This window comes from Pseudomonas sp. W17, from assembly GCF_040268305.1.
Lineage (GTDB): Bacteria > Pseudomonadota > Gammaproteobacteria > Pseudomonadales > Pseudomonadaceae > Aquipseudomonas > Aquipseudomonas protegens.
Map to the genome: position 1 here is coordinate 6,635,817 of NZ_CP158490.1, position 22,236 is coordinate 6,658,052.

Below are 22,236 nucleotides of genomic sequence, written 5' to 3' on the forward strand. Positions count from 1 at the left end.
ATTGCGCCGTCGTCAATACTGGCTCAATTTAGCTGCATCGCCCCGGAAGGCCTGCCCTACTCCATGTCATCGACCTCTTTTCGTCAGTCCCTGCGCCGTCTCTGGGCGCTGGATAAATTCAGCTACAGCGTGCGGGTGTTCATCGCCCTGACCGGCAGCATGGCGCTGTGCTGGTATCAGGATGAAATGGCCCTGCTGATCCCGCTGTTCCTCGGCATCATCGCCAGCGCCCTGGCGGAAACCGACGACAGCTGGCAAGGCCGGCTCAATTCCCTGGCCGTGACCCTGGTGTGCTTCAGCATCGCCGCGCTGTCGGTGGAACTGCTGTTCCCCTACCCCTGGATCTTTGCCATTGCCCTGGCCCTGGCCAGCTTCGGCCTGACCATGCTGGGGGCGCTGGGCGAACGCTATGGCGCTATCGCCTCGGCGACCCTGATCCTCTCGGTCTACACCATGATCGGCGTCGACCAGCGCGGCGGCGCGGTGATCGATTTCTGGCACGAGCCACTGCTGCTGGTGGCCGGCGCCGCCTGGTACGGCCTGCTGTCGGTGCTGTGGCAGGCGCTGTTTTCCAACCAGCCGGTGCAGCAGAGCCTGGCCCGGCTGTTTCGCGAACTGGGTTACTACCTCAAGCTCAAGTCCTCGCTGTTCGAGCCCATCCGCCAGCTGGACGTGGAGGCTCGGCGCCTGGAACTGGCCAAGCAGAACGGCAAGGTGGTGGCGGCCCTCAACGTTGCCAAGGAAATCATCCTGCACCGGGTGGGCAACGGCCGGCCGGGGTCGAAGGTCAGCCGCTACCTGAAGCTGTACTTCCTGGCCCAGGACATTCACGAGCGCGCCAGCTCTTCCCACTACCCGTACAACGCCCTGACCGAGGCGTTTTTCCACAGCGACGTGCTGTTCCGCTGCCAGCGCCTGCTGCGCCAGCAGGGCAAGGCCTGCCGTGCCCTGGCCGAATCCATCCAGTTGCGCCAGCCGTTCGTCTATGACGCCACCTTCGCCGAGGCCCTGGGCGACCTGCACGCTTCCCTGGAACACCTGCGGATCCAGAGCAACCCGGCCTGGCGCGGGCTGTTGCGCTCATTGCGAGCCCTAGCGGCCAACCTCGGCACCCTCGACCGCCTGCTCAGCGACGCCAGCAACCCCGACGCCCTGGCGGACGCCACCGACAGCAGCTTGCTGGACCGTTCGCCACGCAACTTCAAGGATGTCTGGACCCGCCTGCGCACCCAGCTGACGCCAACCTCGCTGCTGTTCCGCCATGCCCTGCGCCTGCCCCTGGCGCTGAGCATCGGCTACGGCATGGTGCATTTGATCCACCCTTCCCAGGGTTACTGGATCATCCTCACCACCCTGTTCGTCTGCCAGCCCAACTACGGCGCTACCCGGCGCAAGCTGGGCCAGCGGATCATCGGCACCGCCATCGGCCTGACCATTGCCTGGGCGCTGTTCGACCTGTTCCCCAGCCCCTTGGTGCAGTCGCTGTTCGCCATTGCCGCCGGGGTGGTGTTCTTCACCAACCGCACCACCCGCTACACCCTGGCCACGGCGGCCATCACCCTGATGGTGCTGTTCTGCTTCAACCAGGTGGGCGACGGTTATGGGCTGTTCCTGCCGCGGCTGTTCGATACCCTGTTGGGCAGCCTGATCGCCGGGCTGGCGGTGTTCCTGTTCCTGCCGGACTGGCAGGGCCGGCGCCTGAACAAGGTGCTGGCCAACACCCTGACCTGCAACAGCATCTACCTGCGCCAGATCATGCAGCAGTACGCCGCCGGCAAGAGCGACGACCTGGCCTACCGCCTGGCCCGGCGCAACGCCCACAACGCCGACGCCGCGCTGTCCACCACCCTGGCCAACATGCTCATGGAACCCGGGCATTTCCGTAAGGAAGCGGACGTGGGCTTCCGCTTCCTGGTGCTGTCCCACACCTTGCTCAGCTACCTCTCGGGCCTGGGCGCACACCGCGAGACCCGGCTGCCGGACGAGGTTCGCGAGCACTTGATCGAAGGCGCCGGGGTCAGCCTGGCGGCCAGCATCGACGAGATTGCCCAGGGTCTGGCCAACAAGACCCCGATCGATATCCAGAGCGATGCCGAAGAAGCCCTGGCCAATGAGCTGGAGCAGATGCCCGACGAGGTCGACGAAGGCCAGCGCCTGGTGCAGACCCAACTGGCGCTGATCTGCCGTCAGCTGGGCCCGTTGCGGACCCTGGCGGCGCATCTGATCAAGGACACCAGCGACAACGCAAAACCGTAGGAGCCGGCTTGCCGGCGAAAGGGGCCGCAAGACTCATGCACGGTCCGGAGTCGCTTTCGCTGGCAAGCCAGCTCCTGCATCTTCGGTTACATGCCGTGCTGGCGCAGCAGGCGGTCGTAGCTGCCGTCAGCTTTCATGGCAGCGATTTCCTTGTCGAACCTGGCCACGATCTGCGCATGCTCGGGGTTCTTCAGGCTGACCAGGATATGCAGGCTGTTCTCGCTCAGGGGCTTGGGCAGGAACTCCACCGCATTGCGTACCCGCGGTGACTCCCGGGCCAAGTAGTAGCGGGCCACGTATTCGTCCTCCAGGGTCAGCTTGACCCGATCCGCCGCCAGCATGCGCACCGCCATGGCGAAGTTGTGCACCGGCACCTTCTGCAGGTCGGGGTCATTGTCGAATTCGGGGGAATAGGCGTAGCCACGCACCACTGCCACCGGGTACTCATGCAGCTGCTTGAGGTTGCTGTATTCCAGCGGCGCGTCCTTGCGCTTGATGAAGCGCACGCGGTTGACCATGTATTCCGCGGAGAACTGCCCCAACTGGGTGCGCTCTTCGTTGTACCAGGCATTCACCAGCACGTCGTAGCGCCCCTCGCCGATGCCCAGCAGGGCCCGGGCCCAGGGCACCTGCTCGAATTCGCTGGAATAGCCGGCGCGGGACAGGGCGGTGCTGACAATGTCGGTGGCCACGCCGCCATTGACCAGGGTCGCGTCGGTAAAGGGTGGCCAGGCATCGGCGACCAGCCGCAGCCTTTCGGCAAAAGCGCTCTGGCCCAGCAACAGCAATCCGATCAAAGCCAAAGCTCGATGCAGTCGCAGCATGCTAATAGATCCTTAGCGGGCCCTGGGCCCAGCGCGTTCCAACCCATACCCCAGGGTCGCGGCCTGTGCGGCACAGGTCGGCCCAGCTCCTAACATTAGCTCATCAGAACCCATGCACAGGTCTTGAAAACAGATTACACAAAGAAGACAAATACCAGTGATCTCAGTAGTGGCATTTTGACCCATCTCACAGAAACAATCTCTGCGTGACAACCGGCAAGACATCCCGTGGCGATGTGCTTACTATTTCGCGCAGCACTCAATACAGGATATGAAGATGACCATCGAATGGGTCTGCAAACACCACACCGACCTGGGCAAGGAACAGTTGTACGCGATTCTGCAATTGCGCACCGAAGTCTTCGTGGTGGAACAGAAATGCCCTTATCAGGAAGTCGACGGCCGCGACCTTGAAGGCGATACCTGCCACCTGATGGCCTGGGACGGCGACCAGTTGCTGGCCTACCTGCGCCTGCTGGACCCGACTTCCCAGGGCGGCGACGTAGTCATCGGCCGCGTGGTCATCGCTGAACAGGCCCGTGGCCAGGGCCTGGGCCACACCCTGATGGAGCAGGCGCTGAAGCAGGCCGAGCGACACTGGCCGCAAACGCCGATCTACCTCTCGGCCCAGGCTCATCTGCAGGCCTATTACGGCCGCTACGGTTTCGTGGTGGCGGGCGAAGCATACCTGGAGGACGGTATTCCTCACATCGGCATGCGTCGCTCCTGAGCCTCAGGGATAGCCCAGCACGGCCTTGATCTGCCGCAGGTTGGGCTCGATCCAGCCCTTGTCGATGGCGCCCCAGTTGTGGATCCGGTAACGCCCGGCATGGTTGCGCGCGCCGTCCTGCTGCTCGAACTCGCAGAGGATGTCCAGGTCCGCCAGGGCCGCGATGGTGTCCTGGGCGGTGCGCCGCGGCATGCCGGTGACCTCGGTCAGCGCCGGCACGCTGCTGGCCAGGCCGCTGTCGATCAGGTACGCCACATACAGGCGGCGGTAGAAACTGCTCTTGGTCTTGCTCACATCCATCGCCCACTCCTTGCCTTCAGGGGTTAATCCGGCGCTCCCGCCTTGCCTTGCAGGTCGCGCCAGGTCAGGTAGACCCGCAGGTCGAACTCCAGCTGGTGATAGCCCGGCAGCATATGCTCGCAGAGCTTGTAGAACGCCTTGTTGTGATCCGACTCCTTGAAGTGGGCCAGCTCGTGCACCACGATCATCCGCAAGAATTCCGGCGCCGCCTCCTTGAACAGCGAAGCGATGCGGATCTCTTTCTTGGCCTTGAGCTTGCCGCCCTGCACCCGGGAAACCGTGGTATGCAGGCCCAGGGCACGGTGGGTCAGGTCCAGACGGTTGTCGAACAGCACCTTGTCGATGGCCGGCGCATTGCGCAGGTATTCCTGCTTGAGCTCCAGAGCGTAGCTGTACAGCGCCTTGTCGCTCTGTACAGCGTGCCGGCCCGGGTAACGCTGGCTCAGGTAGTCGCCCAGGCGCTGTTCATCGATCAACTGGCGCACTTGCTGCTGCAAGGCAACGGGATAGGCCTGGAGGTATTTGAGTGCGGTCATGAAGGGGCAACGCAGGGCATAAAAGGCGCCAGTGTAGCGAATTCAGGCCTGTAGCGCGCTCCAGTCAAAGGGCTGGGCAAACTGGCTGGCGATACTGGCGGTCAGCGGCCGAGCCACCAGGAAACCTTGCACATACTCGCAGCCATTGGCCTTGAGCCACTGGTATTGCTCGAGGGTTTCCACGCCCTCGGCGATCACCAGCAGGTCGAACTGCTTGCACAGGTCGATCACGCAGCGGGCAATGGCGGCATCCCTTGGCGAGGTCAGCAGGCGGGCAATCAGGTGGCGATCGAGCTTGAGGGTGTCCAGTTGCAGGTCACGCAGGTAGGCCAGGCAACAACTGCCCGAGCCGAAATCGTCCAGGGCCACCCGCACCCCCAGCTGACGCAGGAGCTGCAACTGTTTGCGGGTGTCATCCAGGTTCTGGGTCAAGGCGGCCTCGGTAACCTCCACCTCCAGTTGGCGCGGTTGCAGGCCATGGCGCGACAGCACCTGACGCAGCTCGGCCACCAGGTTGGGCATGTTGAACTGGGTGGCACTGAGGCTGACGCCCAGCACCAGGTCGGGGCTGAACACCTGCTCCCAGTCCTTGCGCTGGGCCGCGCCCTGTTGATAGATCCAACTGCCCAGGCGGCTGATCAGCCGTGCCTCCTCAAGCAGGGGCAGGAACAGCCCCGGAGGCACGTCGCCCACACTCGGATGACGCCAGCGCAGCAAGGCTTCGAAACCGCGCAGGCGCCCGTCGGCAATGGCCACCTGGGGCTGGTACACCAGGGTGAATTCCTTGCGCTCCACGGCGCTGCGCACGCTTTCCTCGAGCATCAGCCGCGAACGGGCGCGGCCATTCATCTCGTGATCGTAGTAGCGGTACTGCTGGCGGCCGGCGCGCTTGGCTTCGTACATGGCAATGTCCGCCGCCCGCAACAGGCCGTCCAGGTTGGAGCCGCAGTCGGGGTAGATGGCGATGCCGATACTCGCCCCCAGCACCACCTCCAGGCCATCGATCTGCTGGTTGATGGACAGGCGTTCGATCAGTTTCTCGGCGATCTTCGCCGCTTGCTCGGGGAAGCTCAGCTCCAGCAGCGCGGTGAATTCGTCGCCGCCCATGCGCCCGAGAATGTCGAAGGAGTGCAGGCAGTCCTTCAATTGCTCGGAAACCCAGCGCAGCACCCGGTCGCCGGCGTCGTGCCCCAGGGAGTCGTTGACCCGCTTGAAGCCGTCGAGGTCCAGGTAGAGCAGGACCAGGGACTTTCCCGAGCGGTCGCTGCGCAGCAGGATGTTTTCCACCGTCTGATAGAAACCGCGGCGGTTGAGCAGGCCGGTCAGCGGGTCGGTCACGGCCTGGTATTCCAGTTGCTGGTGCAGGTGACGCACTTCGGACATGTCCAGCAGGGTGACCACCATTGCTTTCTGGTCACTGGGCAAGGGCGCACAGGACAAGGCCACGCTGATCAACTGGCCGGGCACGGTGCGCATCTGAGCGTCGTGCAGGCGATAGGTTTCGCCCCGGCGATAACAGGCGTAGAGCTCGGAGCCGCTCCAGTCGGGAACGTGGGGCTTTTGCAGGTAGTCGAGAAAGGGCGAGCCTTCCAGTTCCTTGACCTGGGCATTGAGCAGGCGCGAGACCGCCGGATTGGCGAAACGCACGCACCCGCCCTCGTCCACCACCAGGATGCCCTCGGCAGCGTTGTCCAGCACCGAGGCATTGAAGGCCCGTGCCACCTCCAGGTCGTGGCTGAGGTGCTGCAGGGCCCGGCGGTTGCGCTGATGCTCCAGCAGGGCCTGGACCTTGGGCTTGAGAATCTGTGGGTCGAACGGCTTGAACAGGTAGTCCACGGCGCCACTGGCATAGCCCTTGATCACAGCGTCCTGAGACTGTTCGTTGGCGGTGAGAAAGATGATCGGGGTCAGCCGGGTACGTTGGCTGCCACGCATCAGGCGGGCGACTTCGAAGCCATCCATGCCGGGCATCTGTACATCCAGCAACACCAGGTCCACTTCATGTTCGAGCAGCAGGCCCAGGGCCTCGACCCCCGAGGCGGCGGTCATCACCTGCCAGTCCTGGCGCTGCAACAGAGCACGCATGCTGAGGAGGTTTTCAGGATAGTCATCGACGATCAGAAGAGTGGAGTGGCCTTCGGCTGGCTCTGGTTGCACGCATTCCATGCTGCTTCTCTTGTCTGTAATAAGACTGAACGGGTGTAAAAACCCGGTAAAACCTAAGGTTTCACTCTAGACCCGGATCCTCAAAAGCAGAAGCTGCCAACACGCCATCACTTCGCCAATGGGCACGACTCCCGACTAACGGTCACAGAGTTGCCGCATAAAAACCGGGATAGATGGCATTTCGACATTTTGCTGACGCCATATATCCGCCATACGGGCCTCGCCAAGCACCGCTTCTGCGCTATAAAGACCCCCTAAGAAGCGCAGGCTAAAGCCTTCGGCCACCTGCATCAGTCATGCCTTGCGGAAAACCACCATGATCGACCTGGCAACCTGGAACCTCAGCGTTCCCGTCGGCAGCCCGCCGGCGACCATCGACACCCCGACACTGGTCAAGGGGTTCAAGGACCAGTATTTCCACTCCGATACCGGCACCCTGTTCTTCTGGTCGCCGGTGACCGGCTCGAAAACCGAGAACGCCATCTACCCGCGCACCGAGCTGCGCGAGACCTACTCCAACGGCACCTTGCGCAACTGGACCTACCCCGAAGCGGACAACCTGCTGTACGCGACCCTGGCGGTGAACCAGGTGCCCTCCTCGGGCAAGATCGTCATCGGCCAGATCCACGCCTACAACAGCACCAAGCCGCTGGTGAAGGTCGAGTACCAGTACAAGACCAGCAAGGGCAGCGGCAACATCGTGGCCAAGGTGCGCCTGCACCCGGACGACGAGGAAGGCCGTGTCATCACCATTGCCGAGAACGTGCCCATGGACCGGGAGTTTTCCTACCTGATCCACCTGAGCCCGGGTGGCGCCCTGGGCGTCAGCGCTGCCGGCTATCAGTGGGACAGCCAGTTGAGCGCGACCTGGCGCGACAAGCCGCTGTACTTCAAGGCCGGGGTTTATGTGCAGGACAACACCGGCTATACCAGCGAAGGCGGCAAGGTGACCTTTTCCAAGCTGGACATCGACCACAACAAGACCTGACCCCCCTCCCTGCGTAGGAGCCGGCTTGCCGGCGAAGGCAAGAGTTCCGGATACAAAAAAGCCCGCATCGCTGCGGGCTTCTTCGTTTGACGCTTAGGCTCAGTTGACCTTGGCGTTCAGCTCACCCTTGAGGTAACGCTGGAACATGGCTTCCAGAGAGATCGGCTTGATCTTCGAGGCGTTGCCGGCGGTGCCGAAGGCTTCGTAACGGGCGATGCAGACATCGCGCATGGCGGTCACGGTGGCGCCGAAGAACTTGCGCGGGTCGAACTCGCTGGGGTTGGTGGCCATCAGGCGGCGCATGGCACCAGTGGACGCCAGGCGCAGGTCGGTGTCGATGTTGACCTTGCGCACGCCGTACTTGATGCCTTCGACGATTTCTTCAACCGGCACGCCGTAGGTTTCCTTGATGTCGCCACCGTACTGGTTGATGATCGCCAGCCACTCTTGCGGCACCGAAGAGGAACCGTGCATCACCAGGTGAGTGTTGGGGATGCGCTTGTGGATTTCCTTGATACGGTCGATGGCCAGTACGTCGCCGGTAGGCGGCTTGGTGAACTTGTAGGCGCCGTGGCTGGTACCGATGGCGATGGCCAGGGCATCCACCTGGGTCTTCTTGACGAAGTCCGCGGCTTCTTCCGGGTCGGTCAGCATCTGGCTGTGGTCCAGCACGCCCTCGGCGCCAATACCGTCTTCTTCACCGGCCATGCCGGTTTCCAACGAACCCAGGCAGCCCAGTTCGCCTTCTACCGACACGCCGCAGGCGTGAGCCATGGCTACGGTTTGCTGGGTAACACGGACGTTGTATTCGTAGTCGGTCGGGGTCTTGCCGTCTTCACCGAGGGAGCCGTCCATCATCACCGAGGAAAAGCCCAGTTGGATGGAGCGCTGGCAGACGTCAGGGCTAGTGCCGTGGTCCTGGTGCATGCACACCGGGATATGCGGAAACTCTTCGATGGCAGCCAGAATCAGGTGACGCAGGAAAGGCGCGCCGGCGTATTTGCGGGCGCCGGCCGAAGCCTGGACGATCACCGGGGAGTCAGTCTTGTCAGCGGCTTCCATGATGGCGCGCATCTGCTCAAGGTTGTTGACGTTGAAAGCTGGAACGCCGTAGCCGAACTCGGCTGCGTGGTCCAGCATCTGGCGCATGCTGATGAGTGCCATTGTGTGTATCTCTCCCGGTCGAGGGTCGTTAATCGTGCAAGCCTGCCGTAGCGGCGACTGCTATTCAAGTGATTGCAGATCGGGGGTCAACCCGCTCTGTTCCATCCGTTAAAACCAAATTTCTACAGCCATGCAGGAGCCGGCTCGCCGGTGAAAGGGGCCTTGAACCTTGCACAGGTCTGGAGGCCGCCTCCGCTGGCAAACCAGCCCCTACATGGCCTTGCAGCCGCGGCCGATCAGGTCATTGGTAGCGACCCAGTAGACCAGGCCTTCCTCACCCTTGACGTGAAACGCCAGCATGTCGTCGCTGTACAGCGAGCCCGAACCGCTGGGCTCAAGCTTCAGGCGGCGTACCTGGTCGTCGCCCCCCAGGCGCACGTCGACGGCCTTGCGGCTGTCGTCGGTGTAGCGCCAGAGCACCTGGGCCTGGCTGTCGCAGGTCCAGGTAGTCCAGTTGTCAGTGGTCGGCGACTGGAGCAGGTTCAGGTTGGCACAACCTGCCAACAAGCCCAGCATCGCCACGGCGATCAAACCTTTCATCAATGTTCCTCGGCGGGCGGCCAACAGGCCCCGGCGCGTTGCGTTAACCCATCTGACCCGTCAAGGGCAACCCTGTTCCCTGGCCTTTGACGGCGTCTCGTACTTCTCCAGGCCCTCAGGGCCCAGGCGCTTGTTGATCACCGGAGCCGTCTCGGCCTGCCAGTCAGCCTGGTAGCAGCCTTTCTGCACCTCGCCGGCATCCTCCGCAGGCGTTGCCTTGGGGGCACTGGAGCAGCCCGCCAGCAACGCCACGGCGATCAACAGTGGCAACGTCTTGACCATCAGAACACTCCTTTGCCCGGCCAATCGAGGCCTCAGGCCTTGGCCCGGGCTTCCAGGACTTCAACCGCCGGCAGCACCTTGCCCTCGACGAACTCGAGGAAGGCGCCGCCACCGGTAGAAATGTAGGAGATCTGCTGGGCTACGCCATATTTGTCGATGGCTGCCAGGGTGTCGCCGCCGCCGGCAATGGAGAACGCAGCGCTGTCAGCGATGGCCTGGGCCAGGACCTTGGTGCCATTGCCGAACTGGTCGAATTCGAACACGCCCACCGGACCGTTCCAGAGGATAGTCCTGGAGGATTTCAGCAGTTCGGCGAACTGCGCGGCAGTCTGCGGGCCGATGTCGAGAATCATGTCGTCATCGGCCACATCGGCGATCAGCTTGACGGTGGCCGCAGCGCTCTCGGCAAACTCCTTGGCCACCACCACGTCCACCGGCAGCGGTACGCTGACCTTGGCGGCGATGGCGCGAGCGGTGTCCAGCAGGTCCGGCTCGTACAGCGACTTGCCCACCGGATGCCCGGCAGCGGCGAGGAAGGTATTGGCGATGCCGCCACCGACGATCAACTGGTCGCAGATCTGGCTCAGGCTGTTGAGCACGTCCAGCTTGGTCGACACCTTGGAGCCGGCAACGATGGCCGCCATCGGCTTGGCCGGGTTGCCCAGGGCCTTGCCCAGCGCGTCCAGCTCAGCGGCCAGCAAAGGACCAGCAGCAGCCACTTTGGCGAACTTGGCCACGCCATGGGTCGAACCCTCGGCGCGGTGCGCGGTGCCGAAGGCGTCCATCACGAACACGTCGCACAGGGCAGCGTATTGCTGGGCCAGCTCGTCGGCGTTCTTTTTCTCGCCCTTGTTGAAGCGCACGTTCTCGAACAGCACGATGTCGCCGGCCTTGACCTCGACACCACCCAGGTAGTCGGCCACCAGCGGTACTTCGCGACCCAGGGCGCGGCTCAGGTAGTCGGCTACCGGCTTGAGGCTGTTCTCGGCGGAAAACTCGCCTTCGGTCGGGCGGCCCAGGTGCGAGCAGACCATCACTGCCGCGCCTTTTTCCAGGGCCAGCTTGATGGTCGGCAGCGAAGCCAGGATTCGCGCATCGCTGGTGACAACACCGTCCTTGACTGGGACGTTGAGGTCTTCACGGATCAGCACGCGCTTACCTTGCAGATCGAGGTCGGTCATCTTCAACACGGTCATGGGTCGCAATTCCTGGGTTACTGTTCTTCAGAAACAGAGAGTTGAGTGTCAGTGCGTGGAGCGGCTGTGTGCAGGTAGTGCCCAGCTACGTCCAGCATTCGGTTGGCAAAGCCCCATTCGTTGTCGAACCAGGCCAGGATGTTCACCAGCCGGGGGCCGGAAACACGGGTCTGACTGGCATCGACGATCGCCGAATGGGGATCATGATTGAAATCACAGCTGGCATGCGGCAGCTCGGTGTAGGCCAGCAGGCCCTTGAGCGGACCGCTGGTGGCGGCCTCGCGCAGGATCCGGTTGACCTCGGGGGCGTCGGTATCGCTCACGGTCTGCATGGTGATGTCCAGGCAGGACACGTTCACCGTCGGCACCCGCACTGCTTTGGCCTGAATTCGCCCGGCAAGTTCCGGCAACAGGCGCTCGATACCCCGCGCCAGACCGGTGGACACCGGGATCACCGACTGGAAGGCCGAACGGGTACGCCGCAGGTCTTCATGGTGATAGGCGTCGATCACCGGCTGGTCGTTCATTGCCGAGTGAATGGTGGTGATCGATACGTACTCCAGGCCAATGGCCTGATCCAGCAGGCGCAACAGCGGCACGCCACAGTTGGTGGTGCAGGAGGCGTTGGACACCAGCCGTTCGTCGCCGCTCAGGCAGTCCTGGTTCACCCCATAGACGATGGTGGCGTCGACATCCGCCTCGCTGGCCATCGGCTGGGAGAACAGCACCCGCGGCGCGCCGGCGTCGAGGAAACGCTGGCCGTCTTCGCGGGTGTGGTAGGCACCGGAGCATTCCAGCACCAGATCGACGCCCAGGGACGCCCAATCGATGCCTTCGGGGGTGGCACTGCGCAACACTTTCACGCAGTTGCCATTGATATGCAGACAATCGCCATCGACCTTCACCTCACCGGGAAAACGCCCGTGGGTGGAATCGAAGCGTGTCAGGTATTCAACGCTGGCCATGTCGGCCAGATCGTTGATGGCAACGATCTCGAACCCGGCCGCAGCCCCTCGCTCGAACAGAGCACGCAAGACGCAACGACCAATCCGGCCGTAGCCGTTGAGTGCAACTTTGTAGGGACGCGGTTGAGGCATGGGGTTCTCAATGACCGGTGGTGAAACCATCAGCTTCGTGCTGCCTGCGCCATCGTCATCGCGAGCAAGCTCGCCCCCACAAGGACGGTATACATCCCTGCAGGAGCGAGCTTGCTCGCGATTGCGTCAGTACAGACAACCCGGCTTCCGGGTTTAGTCTTCCAGCAACTCTTCGGCCTGGCCCAGGATGTTGTCCAGGGTGAAGCCGAACTCTTCGAACAGTGCCGAAGCCGGAGCCGATTCGCCGTAGGTGGTCATGCCGATCACGCGACCTTCCAGACCCACGTACTTGAACCAGAAGTCGGCATGAGCCGCTTCGATCGCGATACGTGCGCTGACCTGCAGCGGCAGAACCGATTGCTTGTAGCCAGCGTCCTGAGCATCGAACACGCTGGTGCAAGGCATGGAAACCACGCGCACCTTGCGGCCTTGCTCGGTCAGTTTGTCGTAGGCCTGAACGGCCAGGCCGACTTCCGAACCGGTGGAGATCAGGATCAGTTCAGGCTCGCCTGCGCAGTCCTTCAACACATAGCCACCGCGGCTGATGTCGGCGATCTGGCCGGCATCGCGGGTTTGGTGCTGCAGGTTCTGACGCGAGAAGATCAGCGCCGAAGGGCCGTCTTTACGCTCCAGCGCGTTCTTCCAGGCCACCGCCGATTCAACGGCATCGGCCGGGCGCCAGGTGTCCAGGTTCGGCGTGGTACGCAGGCTGGTCAGTTGCTCGATCGGCTGGTGCGTCGGGCCGTCTTCGCCCAAACCGATGGAGTCGTGGGTGTAGACATGGATCACACGCTTCTTCATCAGCGCCGACATGCGCACTGCGTTGCGGGCGTATTCCATGAACATCAGGAAGGTCGCGCCGTAAGGCACCAGGCCGCCGTGCAGGGCAACGCCGTTCATGATGGCGGTCATGCCGAACTCGCGCACGCCGTAGTACATGTAGTTGCCGCTGGCATCTTCAGCGCTGACACCCTTGCAACCTTTCCACAGGGTCAGGTTGGAACCGGCCAGGTCGGCCGACCCACCAAGCACTTCCGGCAGCAGGGGGCCGAAAGCATTCAGGGTGTTCTGGCTGGCTTTGCGGCTGGCGATGGTTTCGCCCTTGGCGGCCACTTCGGCGATGTAGGCGTCGGCCTTCTCGGCGAAGTCGGCAGGCAGGTCACCGCTCAGGCGACGTACCAGTTCGTTGGCTTCGGTTGGGAAGGCAGCGGAATAGGCCGCGAAACGCTGGTCCCACTCGGCTTCGGCGGCGCGACCTTTTTCCTTGGCATCCCACTCGGCATAAATGTCGGCCGGGATTTCGAACGGACCGTAGTTCCAGTTCAGCGCCTGGCGGGTCAGGGCGATTTCCGCGTCGCCCAGTGGGGCGCCGTGGCAATCTTCCTTGCCCTGCTTGTTCGGCGAACCGAAACCGATGGTGGTCTTGCAGCAGATCAGGGTCGGCAGCGGGCTCTTGCGCGCGGTGTCGATGGCGGTCTTGATCTCTTCCGGATCGTGGCCGTCGACGTTGCGGATCACTTGCCAGTTATAGGCTTCGAAACGCTTGGGCGTGTCGTCGGTGAACCAGCCTTCGACTTCGCCGTCGATGGAGATGCCGTTGTCATCGTAGAAGGCGATCAGCTTGCCCAGGCCCAGGGTGCCGGCCAGGGAAGCGACTTCGTGGGAAATGCCTTCCATCATGCAGCCATCACCCAGGAACACGTAGGTGTGATGGTCGACGATGTTGTGGCCTGGACGGTTGAACTGCGCCGCCAGGACTTTCTCCGCCAGGGCAAAGCCCACAGCGTTGGCCAGGCCCTGGCCCAGCGGGCCGGTGGTGGTTTCCACGCCTGGGGTGTAACCGAACTCCGGATGGCCCGGGGTGCGGCTGTGCAGTTGGCGGAAGTTCTTCAGGTCATCGATCGACAGGTCATAGCCGGTCAGGTGCAGCAGCGAGTAGATCAACATCGAGCCGTGGCCATTGGACAGCACGAAGCGGTCGCGGTCGGCGAAGGATGGGTTGCTCGGGTTGTGCTTCAGGTAGTCACGCCAAAGTACTTCGGCGATATCCGCCATACCCATAGGGGCACCTGGATGGCCGCTGTTGGCTTTTTGCACGGCATCCATGCTGAGGGCACGAATGGCGTTGGCACGCTCACGACGGCTTGGCATCGCTGATCTCCTGGGGATTGAATAAAACGAAACGGAAAAAAGGCCTGCATTTTCCCTCAGGCGTCAGGCGGGGGCAATGACAGATAGTCACTCAGGCATGTTTTTCCCCTGTTGAAGACACAATCCATTGATGAAACCCCTTCGCCGCTCGTTGACTGTAGAAGCAGAGGCTCTGGAAAAGCCCCTACAGGCACCAATATCAAAACTTTTTGATATTGGCCTTGCGAGCATTTGCGGGCATCTCTAGACTGCTGCCCCATGAACCTGCCCGCGCCTGCCATCAGCCATGACGATTGCGACGAACTGGCGGCCCTGTGCAAGGCCGGCGGCGACCCCCTGCGGCTGAATGTATTGCGCGCGCTGAGCAACGATTCGTTTGGTGTGCTGGAGCTGGCGCAGATCTTCGCCATCGGCCAGTCGGGCATGAGCCACCACCTGAAGGTCCTGGCCCAGGCCAGCCTGGTGGCGACCCGCCGTGAAGGCAATGCGATTTTCTATCGCCGCGCCCTGCCCCATACCGGGCTCCTGGGCGGCAAACTGCACGCAGCCTTGCTGGAAGAGGTCGACCAACTGAACCTGCCGGGCGAGGTACAGGCCCGGATCAGCCTGGTGCACCGGCAGCGGGCTGCAGCCAGCCAGGACTTCTTTTCCCGGGTGGCGGAAAAATTCCGCGCCCAGCAGGACCTGATCGCAGGACTGCCCCAGTATCGCGACAGTGTGCTGGCGCTGCTGGACAAACTGAGTTTCGACCCAGTGGCCACGGCCATTGAAGTCGGCCCCGGCGACGGTGGATTTCTCCCCGAGCTGGCCCGACGCTTTGCCCGGGTTACCGCGCTGGACAACAGCCCGGCGATGCTGGAGCTGGCACGCCAGCTGTGCGAACGCGAAACATTGGCTAACGTCAGCCTGCAATTGGCCGATGCACTGAACGGTGTACAGCTGCAGGCCGATTGCGTGGTGCTGAACATGGTCCTGCACCATTTCGCCGCGCCGGCCGAGGCCCTCAAGCAGATGGCCCAATTGCTGCAACCAGGCGGCAGCCTGTTAGTGACAGACTTGTGCAGCCACAACCAGAGTTGGGCCAAAGAGGCTTGCGGCGATCTCTGGCTAGGGTTCGAACAAGATGATTTGGCCCGTTGGGCCACCGCTGCGGGACTGACTCCCGGGGAAAGCCTGTATGTAGGCTTACGTAATGGTTTCCAGATCCAGGTTCGCCATTTTCAGCGACCGGCTGGCGACACTCACCATCGGTAAATTTAGGAAACCTTCAAGATGAGCGAATACTCCCTTTTCACCTCCGAGTCCGTGTCTGAAGGGCATCCGGATAAAATCGCTGACCAGATTTCCGATGCGGTGCTGGACGCCATCATTGCCCAGGACAAGCACGCCCGCGTAGCGGTCGAGACCCTGGTCAAGACTGGCGTGGCCATTGTTGCCGGCGAAGTCACCACCAGCGCCTGGGTCGACCTGGAACAGATCGTTCGCGATGTGATCTGCGATATCGGCTACACCAGCTCCGACGTCGGCTTCGACGGTGCTACCTGCGGCGTGATGAACATCATTGGCAAGCAGTCCCCCGACATCAACCAGGGCGTCGACCGCGCCAAGCCGGAAGATCAGGGCGCTGGCGACCAGGGCCTGATGTTCGGCTACGCCAGCAACGAAACCGAGGTGCTGATGCCGGCGCCGATCACCTTCTCGCACCAACTGGTCCAGCGCCAGGCCGAAGCCCGCAAATCGGGCCTGCTGCCTTGGCTGCGCCCGGACGCCAAATCCCAGGTCACCTGCCGCTACGAAGGCGGCAAGGTGGTCGGTATCGATGCCGTGGTGCTGTCGACCCAGCACAACCCCGAGGTGTCCTACAACGACCTGCGCGAAGGCGTGATGGAGCTGATCGTCAAGCACGTGCTGCCTGCCGAGTTGCTGAGCAAGGACACCCAGTTCCACATCAACCCGACCGGCCAGTTCATCATCGGTGGCCCGGTAGGTGACTGCGGCCTGACCGGCCGCAAGATCATCGTCGACAGCTACGGCGGCATGGCCCGTCACGGCGGTGGCGCGTTCTCCGGCAAGGATCCATCCAAGGTCGACCGTTCCGCCGCTTACGCCGGTCGCTACGTGGCCAAGAACATCGTTGCCGCCGGCCTGGCCGAGCGCTGCGAGATCCAGGTGTCCTACGCCATCGGCGTGGCCCAACCGACCTCGATCTCGCTGAACACCTTCGGCACCGGCAAGATCAGCGACGACAAGATCATCAAGCTGGTACGCGAAGTGTTCGACCTGCGCCCCTACGCAATCACCACCATGCTCGACCTGCTGCACCCGATGTACCAGGAAACCGCCGCCTACGGTCACTTCGGCCGGGCTCCGCAAACCAAGACCGTGGGTGACGACACCTTCACCACCTTCACTTGGGAAAAGACCGACCGCGCCGACACCCTGCGCGCCGCTGCCGGCCTGTAAGCTTCACCTGGCAACATCCAAAGCCCCGCCCGGCTCGCCCGGCGGGGCTTTTTTGTCGCCTGAGGTTTCTTGCTCATCCCGCAAACCGCTGCTGGTACGGGGCCGAGCGAGCAAGGACACAGGTGTTCCCTGACGGGGAAACACCTCGCAACCACCTTCGTCCCGGCCGTCAGCCAATCCCCTCTAGCCTTTAGCGCATGACCCATAGAGCAAGGATGCTCCCCATGCTGCCAAGAGCCGTTGTGCTGCTGAGCCTCACTCCATTCTTCGCCCAGGCCGCCTGCCCCGACTGGCCTGTTCCCCGTGCCACCGATGAAATCACCGCCCTGCAGCAGCAACTGCAGCGCTGGGATAGCAGCTACTACCGTGACGGCCGATCACTGGTGGCGGATGAGCTCTACGATCAGGCCCGCCAGCGCCTGCTCACCTGGCGCCAGTGCTTCCCTCAGGCTCCCCGGGCAATGGACCAGCCCCTGCTCGGCGCCGGGGGCAGCATCCGCCACCCCATCCCCCACACAGGAGTGGAAAAACTCGCCGATGCCAATGCCGTGACGGGGTGGCTCAAGGGCCGCGACGACATCTGGGCGCAACCCAAGGTCGACGGCGTAGCGGTGACCCTGATCTACCACCAGGGGCAGTTCCAGCAAGCACTCAGCCGTGGCGACGGCGTGCATGGCCATGACTGGACCCGTGCAGCCTGGCAAATCGAGGCCATACCCAAACGACTGTCACGGCCCGTCGACCTGTTGCTGCAAGGAGAGCTCTATCTGCGCCTGGAGCAGCATGTCCAGGCTCGCTCCGGCAGCCTCAAGGCGCGCAACCGGGTGGCAGGCTGGATGGCTCGCAAACAGCTGACAGCGGCGGAGGCCGCGCAGATCGGGCTGTTTGTCTGGGACTGGCCCCAGGGCCCGGCTACATTGAGCGAACGCCTGGAACAACTGGCAGCCCTGGGTTTTGCCGAACCCCGCGAGTACAGCCGACCCATAGGCGGCTTCGCCGATGCACAACAGTGGCGGGCCCGCTGGTATCGCTCGCCACTGCCCTTTGCCAGTGACGGCATCATCCTGCGGCAAAGCCGGCGTCCCGCCGCCGAACGCTGGCAGGCCAAGGCCCCATACTGGATTGCCGCCTGGAAGTATCCCTACGCCCAGGTGCTGGCCAGCGTTCGTCAAGTCGATTTTCGTATCGGCCGCACGGGGCGCATCACGCCCCTGCTGGAGATCGAGCCGGTGACCCTGGACGACCGGCAGATCCGCCGTGTCAGTCTCGGCTCACTGCAACGCTGGCGATCCCTGGATATCGTTCCCGGCGATCAGGTAGCCATCAGTCTCGCCGGGTTGAGCATCCCGCGCCTGGATGAAGTGGTACTCAGAAGCACCCTGCGCCAGAGCATCCAGCCTCCGCGAGAAGCCGACTTTCACTTCCTGAGTTGCTGGCAGCCATCACCCGGCTGCGAGGAACAATTTCTGGCCCGACTGACCTGGCTCAGCAGCAAACAAGGCCTGAACCTGCAGAATATCGGCAGCCGGACCTGGGCCCGGCTGGTTGAAACAGGCCGTATCAAAGGCCTGCTGGATTGGCTGACCCTGGATCAGGCAGAGCTTGCTAACATTGCCGGCTTTGGTGATCGCAGCAGCAAGCGTTTGCTCGAGAGCCTGCACAACGCCAGGCAACAGCCCTTCCCTCGCTGGCTCAAAGCCCTCGGCATCCCGCCCAGTGGCTCGGCCGACCTGAGCGGGCCATGGCAGGCCCTGGCCATGAAAAGCAGCCTGGACTGGCAGAATGAAGCCGGTATCGGAGCGGAGCGGGCCGCACAACTGGTGGCGTTTTTTCGCGCTCCAGAGGTCCTGGCCTTGCAAGGCGCCCTGAACAGCGCCGGTATCGAAGGTTTTTAGCCCGATGGCACGTGGAACCACCCAAGCCGGAATACGCTCCAACAGCCCATTCCCGGTACAACAGTCAGTATTTTTATTGGTTATTTCTTGATCTTTTTCACCTGGAGCCTTCAATGAAACTTTTTCCATCGCTCGCCACCCTGACCCTCTGCAGCCTGATGAGCGCGCCACTGCTGGCCGCCGAGCAGGCCCCCGAGTTGACCGGCTGCGCCGCCAAGCGCCAGGCCATCATGAACCAGATAGAACAGGCCAAGGCCCACGGCAACAGCAATCAGCAGGCCGGCCTGGAGCGCGCCCTGAGCGAAGTGACCGCCCACTGCACCGACGCCTCGCTGAAGAAAGAGCGGGAAAACAAAGTGCTTGAGGCCAAGCATGAGGTCAGCCGGCGCCAGGCCGACCTGGAAAAAGCCATGAAGAAAGGTGACTCGGAGAAGATCAACAAGCGCAAGGACAAGCTTGCCGAGTCCCGCAAGGAACTGCAGCAAGCCCTGGACGAACTGGACAAGTAAGCAACCTGATGCCGCGGCCCTGCTCAGCAGAGCCGCCAATCAGTGATTGCGAAACTCTTTGTGGCAGGCGCTGCAAGCATCCTCGACCTTCTGCACCGCCGGCCCCAGATTGCTGGCCTTGTAGGGCTGGACCTGGCTGATCGTCACCAGCTCACCGGTGGCGGCTTCCAGGGTGCGGGCCAACTCCTGGAAACGCGCCTGCTTGCGCCAGACGTCATCGGTGGCGCTGCTGTGATCCTCTTCCTTGACCTCGGGGAAGTGCTTCCACGGCTCATGGGACAGGCTGTCGAGTTTCACCGCGCCTTCGGCAAAGCGCGCGCCGTCGAAAGGAATCCGCCCACGCAGCATGCCCCCCAGGTCCTCGCCGGTCTTGAGCATCTGCTTGAAGATCGCCTTGCGCTGGCCCAGGGGAGAATTGGGATCGACACCGCCACAGGCGGAAAGCGTCAGGCAGGCCAGCAATACAACAGAAAGTCTTTTTAGCGTCATGGTGGCTTCAGGTCTGGTCACGGAAACGGCGGCCAGTATCCTCGCCTCCCCGGCAAAGACCAATAGCCCTATTAATAATATGGGTTGTCCCCCATCACCAATGCGGCGGGCAGCCTCTCAAGGAAATACAGCATGAACCCGAGCCCGCTCCGCTGGCCTCGCCATCTGCTCTGGGCCCTGCCGGCCCTGGCGCTGCTCGCTGGCTGCAACGGCGGCGACAATACCAAGCCAGCCCCCACCCACGCCCTGGCCACCTACAACAGCGCCACCTGGGACGCCCTGCCCAGCGTCGCCGACAACGACCTGCTGGCCGGTTTCGGCTCCTGGCGCAGCGCCTGCACCCGCCTCAAGGCCGACCCGGTGTGGGGCGCCACCTGCGCGGCAGCCACAGCGGTGCCGCAAACCCCCGAGGCCATCCGCGGCTTTCTCAAGGAGCACCTGCAGGTCTACGGCCTGCGCTCGGGCAACGGCAGCAGTACCGGCCTGATCACCGGCTACTACGAGCCGGTCTATCCCGGCAGCCTGACCCAGACCCAGGTGGCCAATGTGCCGGTATACGGCGTGCCGGAGGACATGATCATCGTCGCCCTGGACAGCCTCTACCCGGAGCTCAAGGGCAAGCGCCTGCGTGGCCGGCTCGAAGGCCGGGTACTCAAGCCCTATGACGATGCGGCGACCATCGAAAGCAAGGGAACCAAGGCCCCGGTGATTGCCTGGCTGACCGACCCCATGGACCTGCAATTCCTGCAGATCCAGGGTTCCGGGCGAATCCAGCTGGATGACGGGCGCCAATTGCGGATCGGCTATGCCGACCAGAACGGCCACCCCTACCGTCCCATCGGCCGCTGGCTGGTGGACCAGGGCGAGCTGAAGAAAGAGGACGTGACCATGGGCACCATTGCCGCCTGGGCCAAGGCCCACCCGGCACGGATTCCCGAGCTGCTGGGCAGCAACCCCAGCTACGTGTTCTTCAACCGCAACCCGGATAGCAATGAAGGCCCGCGGGGCTCGTTGAACGTACCGCTGACGTCAGGCTATAGCGTGGCCGTGGACCGCAAGGTGATCCCCCTGGGCAGCCTGCTGTGGTTGTCCACCACCCGCCCGGATGGCAGCAGCCTGGTACGGCCGGTAGCCGCCCAGGACACGGGCGGCGCAATCACCGGTGAAGTGCGCGCCGATCTGTTCTGGGGCACGGGCGATGCGGCGGGGCAACTGGCCGGAGACATGAAGCAGCAGGGCCAGATCTGGATGCTCTGGCCCAAGGGCGTAGCGCTGCCCAAGGTGCCGGAAGTGCCCGACGCCCCTTGAGCCCCTGCAGGAGCCGGCTTGCCGGCTCCTGCAAAAGGGTGTCTCAGACTGAAACGAAGAAGAAACTGGCGATCAGGCCCATGCCCACGAACCACACCAGGGACCGCAGGATCGCCCAGTCCGCCAGGTAGCAGATCATGTACAGCAGGCGGCTGGTGATAAACAGCACCGCCAGCACGTTGATCGTCACCAGCTCGGCGTTACCTGCTACATGGGCGATGATCACCGCCGCAGCGAATGCCGGGGTCACCTCGAAACCGTTGAGCTGCGCGTTGTGGGCACGCTTGGGCAACCCTTCCAGAGTACTCAGGAACGCCCGTGGGTCATGGTTGTAGCGAAGCCCGTATTTGCCGGCGCCCTTGGCGATGGCAGTACAGAGATAGGGCAGGATGATTGCAATCAACACACACCAGAAAGCGACAGTCATGGAGCAAATCCTTTTTTAGAGTTTTTAGGGAGCCTTCAGAACTTCATCACCAACATGCCAATCAGCACCAGTCCACAGGCTAAGAGCCGTGCCCGGCCGAAAGGTTCTTTCAGGTAGCGCATGCCGAACAGCACCACCAGGATCACACTGATTTCACGCAACGCAGCCGCTTCGGCGATCGATCCCAGTTGCATGGCCCAAAGCACCAGAGCGTAGCTGAACAACACGCAAAACCCGACGCTCAGCCCGAGGCGCCACTGCTCGCGCCAGAACAGGGCAAAGGCCGGGCGCTTCCAGACCACCGCCACCAGCGGAAAGGGCCAGGCGCTGAGCAGCGTGACCCAGGTCAGATAATCCAGCGGGTGCGACCAGCGGCGCAGCGCCTGGCCGTCAATATAGGTGTAGCAACCGATGCACAGGCCGATCAGCGCCACCACCGGCAGCATCGACCAGGGCAACCGTGCCCCACCGCCGCCCTGCCAGAGCAGGCAGAGCATGCCGAAGGGAATCAGCAGAATGCCTAGGACCTGCTGAGTGCTCAGCGCCTCGCCGGCGAAGACCAGGGTCAACGCCAGCACCACCAATGGCGAAAGTCCGCGCATCAACGGGTACACCAGCCCGAGATCCCCCACGCGATAGGCCTGGATCAGCAAATATCGATACAAGAGCTCGAATGCCGCCGAGGCGATGATCCAGGGCCAGATCTCCAGTGGTGGGGATTCGAGAAAAAACAGCATGATGGCCACGAACAGCAGGGCCACGGTGTCCATGCAGGCCACCACCAGCAGTCGCTCGCCACTAAACTTGATCAGGGTGTTCCAGGCTGCGTGCAACAACGCCGCCACCAAAACCAGACTTGTCGCCAGCACCTTGCACTCCCTGCTTGCCTGAAAAAGCCGGATACCGCACATCCGG

The 22,236-nt window shown here is 62.9% G+C and carries 21 protein-coding genes; 8 read left to right on the forward strand and 13 right to left on the reverse strand.

Going from position 1 to position 22,236, the window contains the following annotated elements; genetic code table 11:
- Nucleotides 1-63 precede the first annotated feature (63 nt).
- Nucleotides 64-2,256 (forward strand): YccS family putative transporter, encoded by a 2,193-nt coding sequence (gene yccS / locus ABCR88_RS30570; RefSeq protein WP_019095267.1) that lies wholly within the window; start codon nucleotides 64-66, stop codon nucleotides 2,254-2,256.
- A gap of 86 nt (nucleotides 2,257-2,342) precedes the next feature.
- Here yccS and ABCR88_RS30575 read toward each other — a convergent pair whose 3' ends face one another.
- Nucleotides 2,343-3,080, reverse strand: a complete 738-nt coding sequence (locus tag ABCR88_RS30575) for a transporter substrate-binding domain-containing protein (RefSeq protein ID WP_011063950.1) — start codon at nucleotides 3,078-3,080, stop codon at nucleotides 2,343-2,345.
- Between the two features lie 277 nt (nucleotides 3,081-3,357).
- Between ABCR88_RS30575 and ABCR88_RS30580 the strand changes: the two genes are divergently transcribed.
- Nucleotides 3,358-3,810, forward strand: a complete 453-nt coding sequence (locus tag ABCR88_RS30580; protein ID WP_212805760.1) for a GNAT family N-acetyltransferase — start codon at nucleotides 3,358-3,360, stop codon at nucleotides 3,808-3,810.
- Between the two features lie 3 nt (nucleotides 3,811-3,813).
- On the opposite strand, the gene ABCR88_RS30585 is transcribed toward ABCR88_RS30580, so the two are convergent.
- The 3 genes from ABCR88_RS30585 to ABCR88_RS30595 are packed head-to-tail and all read right to left on the reverse strand — an operon-like array spanning nucleotide 3,814 to nucleotide 6,812.
- A complete protein-coding gene (locus ABCR88_RS30585) occupies nucleotides 3,814-4,110 on the reverse strand; it encodes a winged helix-turn-helix domain-containing protein (protein WP_011063952.1) in 297 nt (98 codons plus the stop codon).
- 23 nt (nucleotides 4,111-4,133) lie between these two features.
- A complete protein-coding gene (locus ABCR88_RS30590) occupies nucleotides 4,134-4,646 on the reverse strand; it encodes a M48 family metallopeptidase (protein WP_011063953.1) in 513 nt (170 codons plus the stop codon).
- A 42-nt stretch (nucleotides 4,647-4,688) separates the two neighbouring features.
- Nucleotides 4,689-6,812 carry an EAL domain-containing protein gene (locus ABCR88_RS30595; RefSeq protein ID WP_011063954.1) on the reverse strand — a complete coding sequence of 708 codons (2,124 nt, stop codon included), beginning with the start codon at nucleotides 6,810-6,812 and terminating at the stop codon, nucleotides 4,689-4,691.
- Nucleotides 6,813-7,128: 316 nt separating this feature from the next.
- On the opposite strand from ABCR88_RS30595, the gene ABCR88_RS30600 reads away from it, so the two are divergent.
- Nucleotides 7,129-7,800 carry a polysaccharide lyase family 7 protein gene (locus ABCR88_RS30600; RefSeq protein WP_011063955.1) on the forward strand — a complete coding sequence of 224 codons (672 nt, stop codon included), beginning with the start codon at nucleotides 7,129-7,131 and terminating at the stop codon, nucleotides 7,798-7,800.
- 99 nt (nucleotides 7,801-7,899) lie between these two features.
- Here ABCR88_RS30600 and fba read toward each other — a convergent pair whose 3' ends face one another.
- The 6 genes from fba to tkt all read right to left on the reverse strand — a co-directional run bounded on the left by fba (nucleotide 7,900) and on the right by tkt (nucleotide 14,230).
- The gene (fba, locus tag ABCR88_RS30605; RefSeq protein WP_003229012.1) at nucleotides 7,900-8,964 is read right to left on the reverse strand and encodes a class II fructose-bisphosphate aldolase; all 1,065 of its coding nucleotides are present in this window, start codon (nucleotides 8,962-8,964) and stop codon (nucleotides 7,900-7,902) included.
- Between the two features lie 210 nt (nucleotides 8,965-9,174).
- Entirely contained in the window at nucleotides 9,175-9,504 is a 330-nt protein-coding gene (locus tag ABCR88_RS30610) for an MliC family protein (protein ID WP_232643767.1), read from the reverse strand.
- A 60-nt stretch (nucleotides 9,505-9,564) separates the two neighbouring features.
- Complete coding sequence (locus ABCR88_RS30615) at nucleotides 9,565-9,786, reverse strand: hypothetical protein (RefSeq protein ID WP_011063957.1); 222 nt, start codon at nucleotides 9,784-9,786, stop codon at nucleotides 9,565-9,567.
- Nucleotides 9,787-9,818: 32 nt separating this feature from the next.
- The gene (locus ABCR88_RS30620; RefSeq protein ID WP_011063958.1) at nucleotides 9,819-10,982 is read right to left on the reverse strand and encodes a phosphoglycerate kinase; all 1,164 of its coding nucleotides are present in this window, start codon (nucleotides 10,980-10,982) and stop codon (nucleotides 9,819-9,821) included.
- Nucleotides 10,983-10,999: 17 nt separating this feature from the next.
- The gene (gene epd, locus ABCR88_RS30625; protein ID WP_041120207.1) at nucleotides 11,000-12,079 is read right to left on the reverse strand and encodes an erythrose-4-phosphate dehydrogenase; all 1,080 of its coding nucleotides are present in this window, start codon (nucleotides 12,077-12,079) and stop codon (nucleotides 11,000-11,002) included.
- Nucleotides 12,080-12,232: 153 nt separating this feature from the next.
- A complete protein-coding gene (gene tkt, locus ABCR88_RS30630; protein ID WP_011063960.1) occupies nucleotides 12,233-14,230 on the reverse strand; it encodes a transketolase in 1,998 nt (665 codons plus the stop codon).
- A gap of 258 nt (nucleotides 14,231-14,488) precedes the next feature.
- Between tkt and ABCR88_RS30635 the strand changes: the two genes are divergently transcribed.
- The 4 genes from ABCR88_RS30635 (at nucleotide 14,489) to ABCR88_RS30650 (ending at nucleotide 19,097) form a co-directional block, all read left to right on the forward strand.
- Nucleotides 14,489-15,484, forward strand: a complete 996-nt coding sequence (locus tag ABCR88_RS30635) for a metalloregulator ArsR/SmtB family transcription factor (protein ID WP_011063961.1) — start codon at nucleotides 14,489-14,491, stop codon at nucleotides 15,482-15,484.
- Nucleotides 15,485-15,502: 18 nt separating this feature from the next.
- The gene (metK, locus tag ABCR88_RS30640) at nucleotides 15,503-16,693 is read left to right on the forward strand and encodes a methionine adenosyltransferase (RefSeq protein ID WP_015637335.1); all 1,191 of its coding nucleotides are present in this window, start codon (nucleotides 15,503-15,505) and stop codon (nucleotides 16,691-16,693) included.
- Between the two features lie 224 nt (nucleotides 16,694-16,917).
- Nucleotides 16,918-18,588 carry an NAD-dependent DNA ligase LigB gene (gene ligB, locus ABCR88_RS30645; RefSeq protein ID WP_041120209.1) on the forward strand — a complete coding sequence of 557 codons (1,671 nt, stop codon included), beginning with the start codon at nucleotides 16,918-16,920 and terminating at the stop codon, nucleotides 18,586-18,588.
- A 113-nt stretch (nucleotides 18,589-18,701) separates the two neighbouring features.
- Nucleotides 18,702-19,097, forward strand: a complete 396-nt coding sequence (locus ABCR88_RS30650) for a DUF1090 domain-containing protein (RefSeq protein WP_011063964.1) — start codon at nucleotides 18,702-18,704, stop codon at nucleotides 19,095-19,097.
- 39 nt (nucleotides 19,098-19,136) lie between these two features.
- Here the strand turns inward: ABCR88_RS30650 and ABCR88_RS30655 are convergent, their stop codons facing one another.
- Nucleotides 19,137-19,586 carry a cytochrome c gene (locus ABCR88_RS30655; protein WP_011063965.1) on the reverse strand — a complete coding sequence of 150 codons (450 nt, stop codon included), beginning with the start codon at nucleotides 19,584-19,586 and terminating at the stop codon, nucleotides 19,137-19,139.
- 132 nt (nucleotides 19,587-19,718) lie between these two features.
- On the opposite strand from ABCR88_RS30655, the gene ABCR88_RS30660 reads away from it, so the two are divergent.
- Entirely contained in the window at nucleotides 19,719-20,894 is a 1,176-nt protein-coding gene (locus ABCR88_RS30660) for an MltA domain-containing protein (protein WP_041120211.1), read from the forward strand.
- A gap of 43 nt (nucleotides 20,895-20,937) precedes the next feature.
- Here ABCR88_RS30660 and ABCR88_RS30665 read toward each other — a convergent pair whose 3' ends face one another.
- Nucleotides 20,938-21,321, reverse strand: coding sequence for an MAPEG family protein (locus ABCR88_RS30665; protein ID WP_011063967.1), 384 nt, complete (start codon nucleotides 21,319-21,321; stop codon nucleotides 20,938-20,940).
- 35 nt (nucleotides 21,322-21,356) lie between these two features.
- Complete coding sequence (locus ABCR88_RS30670) at nucleotides 21,357-22,190, reverse strand: EamA family transporter (RefSeq protein ID WP_041120213.1); 834 nt, start codon at nucleotides 22,188-22,190, stop codon at nucleotides 21,357-21,359.
- Between the last annotated feature and the right edge of the window lie 46 nt (nucleotides 22,191-22,236).

What these genes read in the sequence shown, in the direction of transcription:
- epd (WP_041120207.1), bottom strand. Translation starts at nt 12,079, where the DNA reads ATGCCTCAACCGCGTCCCTACAAAGTTGCACTCAACGGCTACGGCCGG.
- ABCR88_RS30635 (WP_011063961.1), top strand. Translation starts at nt 14,489, where the DNA reads ATGAACCTGCCCGCGCCTGCCATCAGCCATGACGATTGCGACGAACTG.
- ABCR88_RS30585 (WP_011063952.1), bottom strand. Translation starts at nt 4,110, where the DNA reads ATGGATGTGAGCAAGACCAAGAGCAGTTTCTACCGCCGCCTGTATGTG.
- ABCR88_RS30610 (WP_232643767.1), bottom strand. Translation starts at nt 9,504, where the DNA reads ATGAAAGGTTTGATCGCCGTGGCGATGCTGGGCTTGTTGGCAGGTTGT.
- ABCR88_RS30580 (WP_212805760.1), top strand. Translation starts at nt 3,358, where the DNA reads ATGACCATCGAATGGGTCTGCAAACACCACACCGACCTGGGCAAGGAA.
- ABCR88_RS30595 (WP_011063954.1), bottom strand. Translation starts at nt 6,812, where the DNA reads ATGGAATGCGTGCAACCAGAGCCAGCCGAAGGCCACTCCACTCTTCTG.
- ABCR88_RS30620 (WP_011063958.1), bottom strand. Translation starts at nt 10,982, where the DNA reads ATGACCGTGTTGAAGATGACCGACCTCGATCTGCAAGGTAAGCGCGTG.
- ABCR88_RS30615 (WP_011063957.1), bottom strand. Translation starts at nt 9,786, where the DNA reads ATGGTCAAGACGTTGCCACTGTTGATCGCCGTGGCGTTGCTGGCGGGC.
- tkt (WP_011063960.1), bottom strand. Translation starts at nt 14,230, where the DNA reads ATGCCAAGCCGTCGTGAGCGTGCCAACGCCATTCGTGCCCTCAGCATG.
- ABCR88_RS30660 (WP_041120211.1), top strand. Translation starts at nt 19,719, where the DNA reads ATGAACCCGAGCCCGCTCCGCTGGCCTCGCCATCTGCTCTGGGCCCTG.
- ligB (WP_041120209.1), top strand. Translation starts at nt 16,918, where the DNA reads ATGCTGCCAAGAGCCGTTGTGCTGCTGAGCCTCACTCCATTCTTCGCC.
- ABCR88_RS30600 (WP_011063955.1), top strand. Translation starts at nt 7,129, where the DNA reads ATGATCGACCTGGCAACCTGGAACCTCAGCGTTCCCGTCGGCAGCCCG.
- ABCR88_RS30655 (WP_011063965.1), bottom strand. Translation starts at nt 19,586, where the DNA reads ATGACGCTAAAAAGACTTTCTGTTGTATTGCTGGCCTGCCTGACGCTT.
- ABCR88_RS30650 (WP_011063964.1), top strand. Translation starts at nt 18,702, where the DNA reads ATGAAACTTTTTCCATCGCTCGCCACCCTGACCCTCTGCAGCCTGATG.
- ABCR88_RS30665 (WP_011063967.1), bottom strand. Translation starts at nt 21,321, where the DNA reads ATGACTGTCGCTTTCTGGTGTGTGTTGATTGCAATCATCCTGCCCTAT.
- metK (WP_015637335.1), top strand. Translation starts at nt 15,503, where the DNA reads ATGAGCGAATACTCCCTTTTCACCTCCGAGTCCGTGTCTGAAGGGCAT.
- fba (WP_003229012.1), bottom strand. Translation starts at nt 8,964, where the DNA reads ATGGCACTCATCAGCATGCGCCAGATGCTGGACCACGCAGCCGAGTTC.
- yccS (WP_019095267.1), top strand. Translation starts at nt 64, where the DNA reads ATGTCATCGACCTCTTTTCGTCAGTCCCTGCGCCGTCTCTGGGCGCTG.
- ABCR88_RS30575 (WP_011063950.1), bottom strand. Translation starts at nt 3,080, where the DNA reads ATGCTGCGACTGCATCGAGCTTTGGCTTTGATCGGATTGCTGTTGCTG.
- ABCR88_RS30590 (WP_011063953.1), bottom strand. Translation starts at nt 4,646, where the DNA reads ATGACCGCACTCAAATACCTCCAGGCCTATCCCGTTGCCTTGCAGCAG.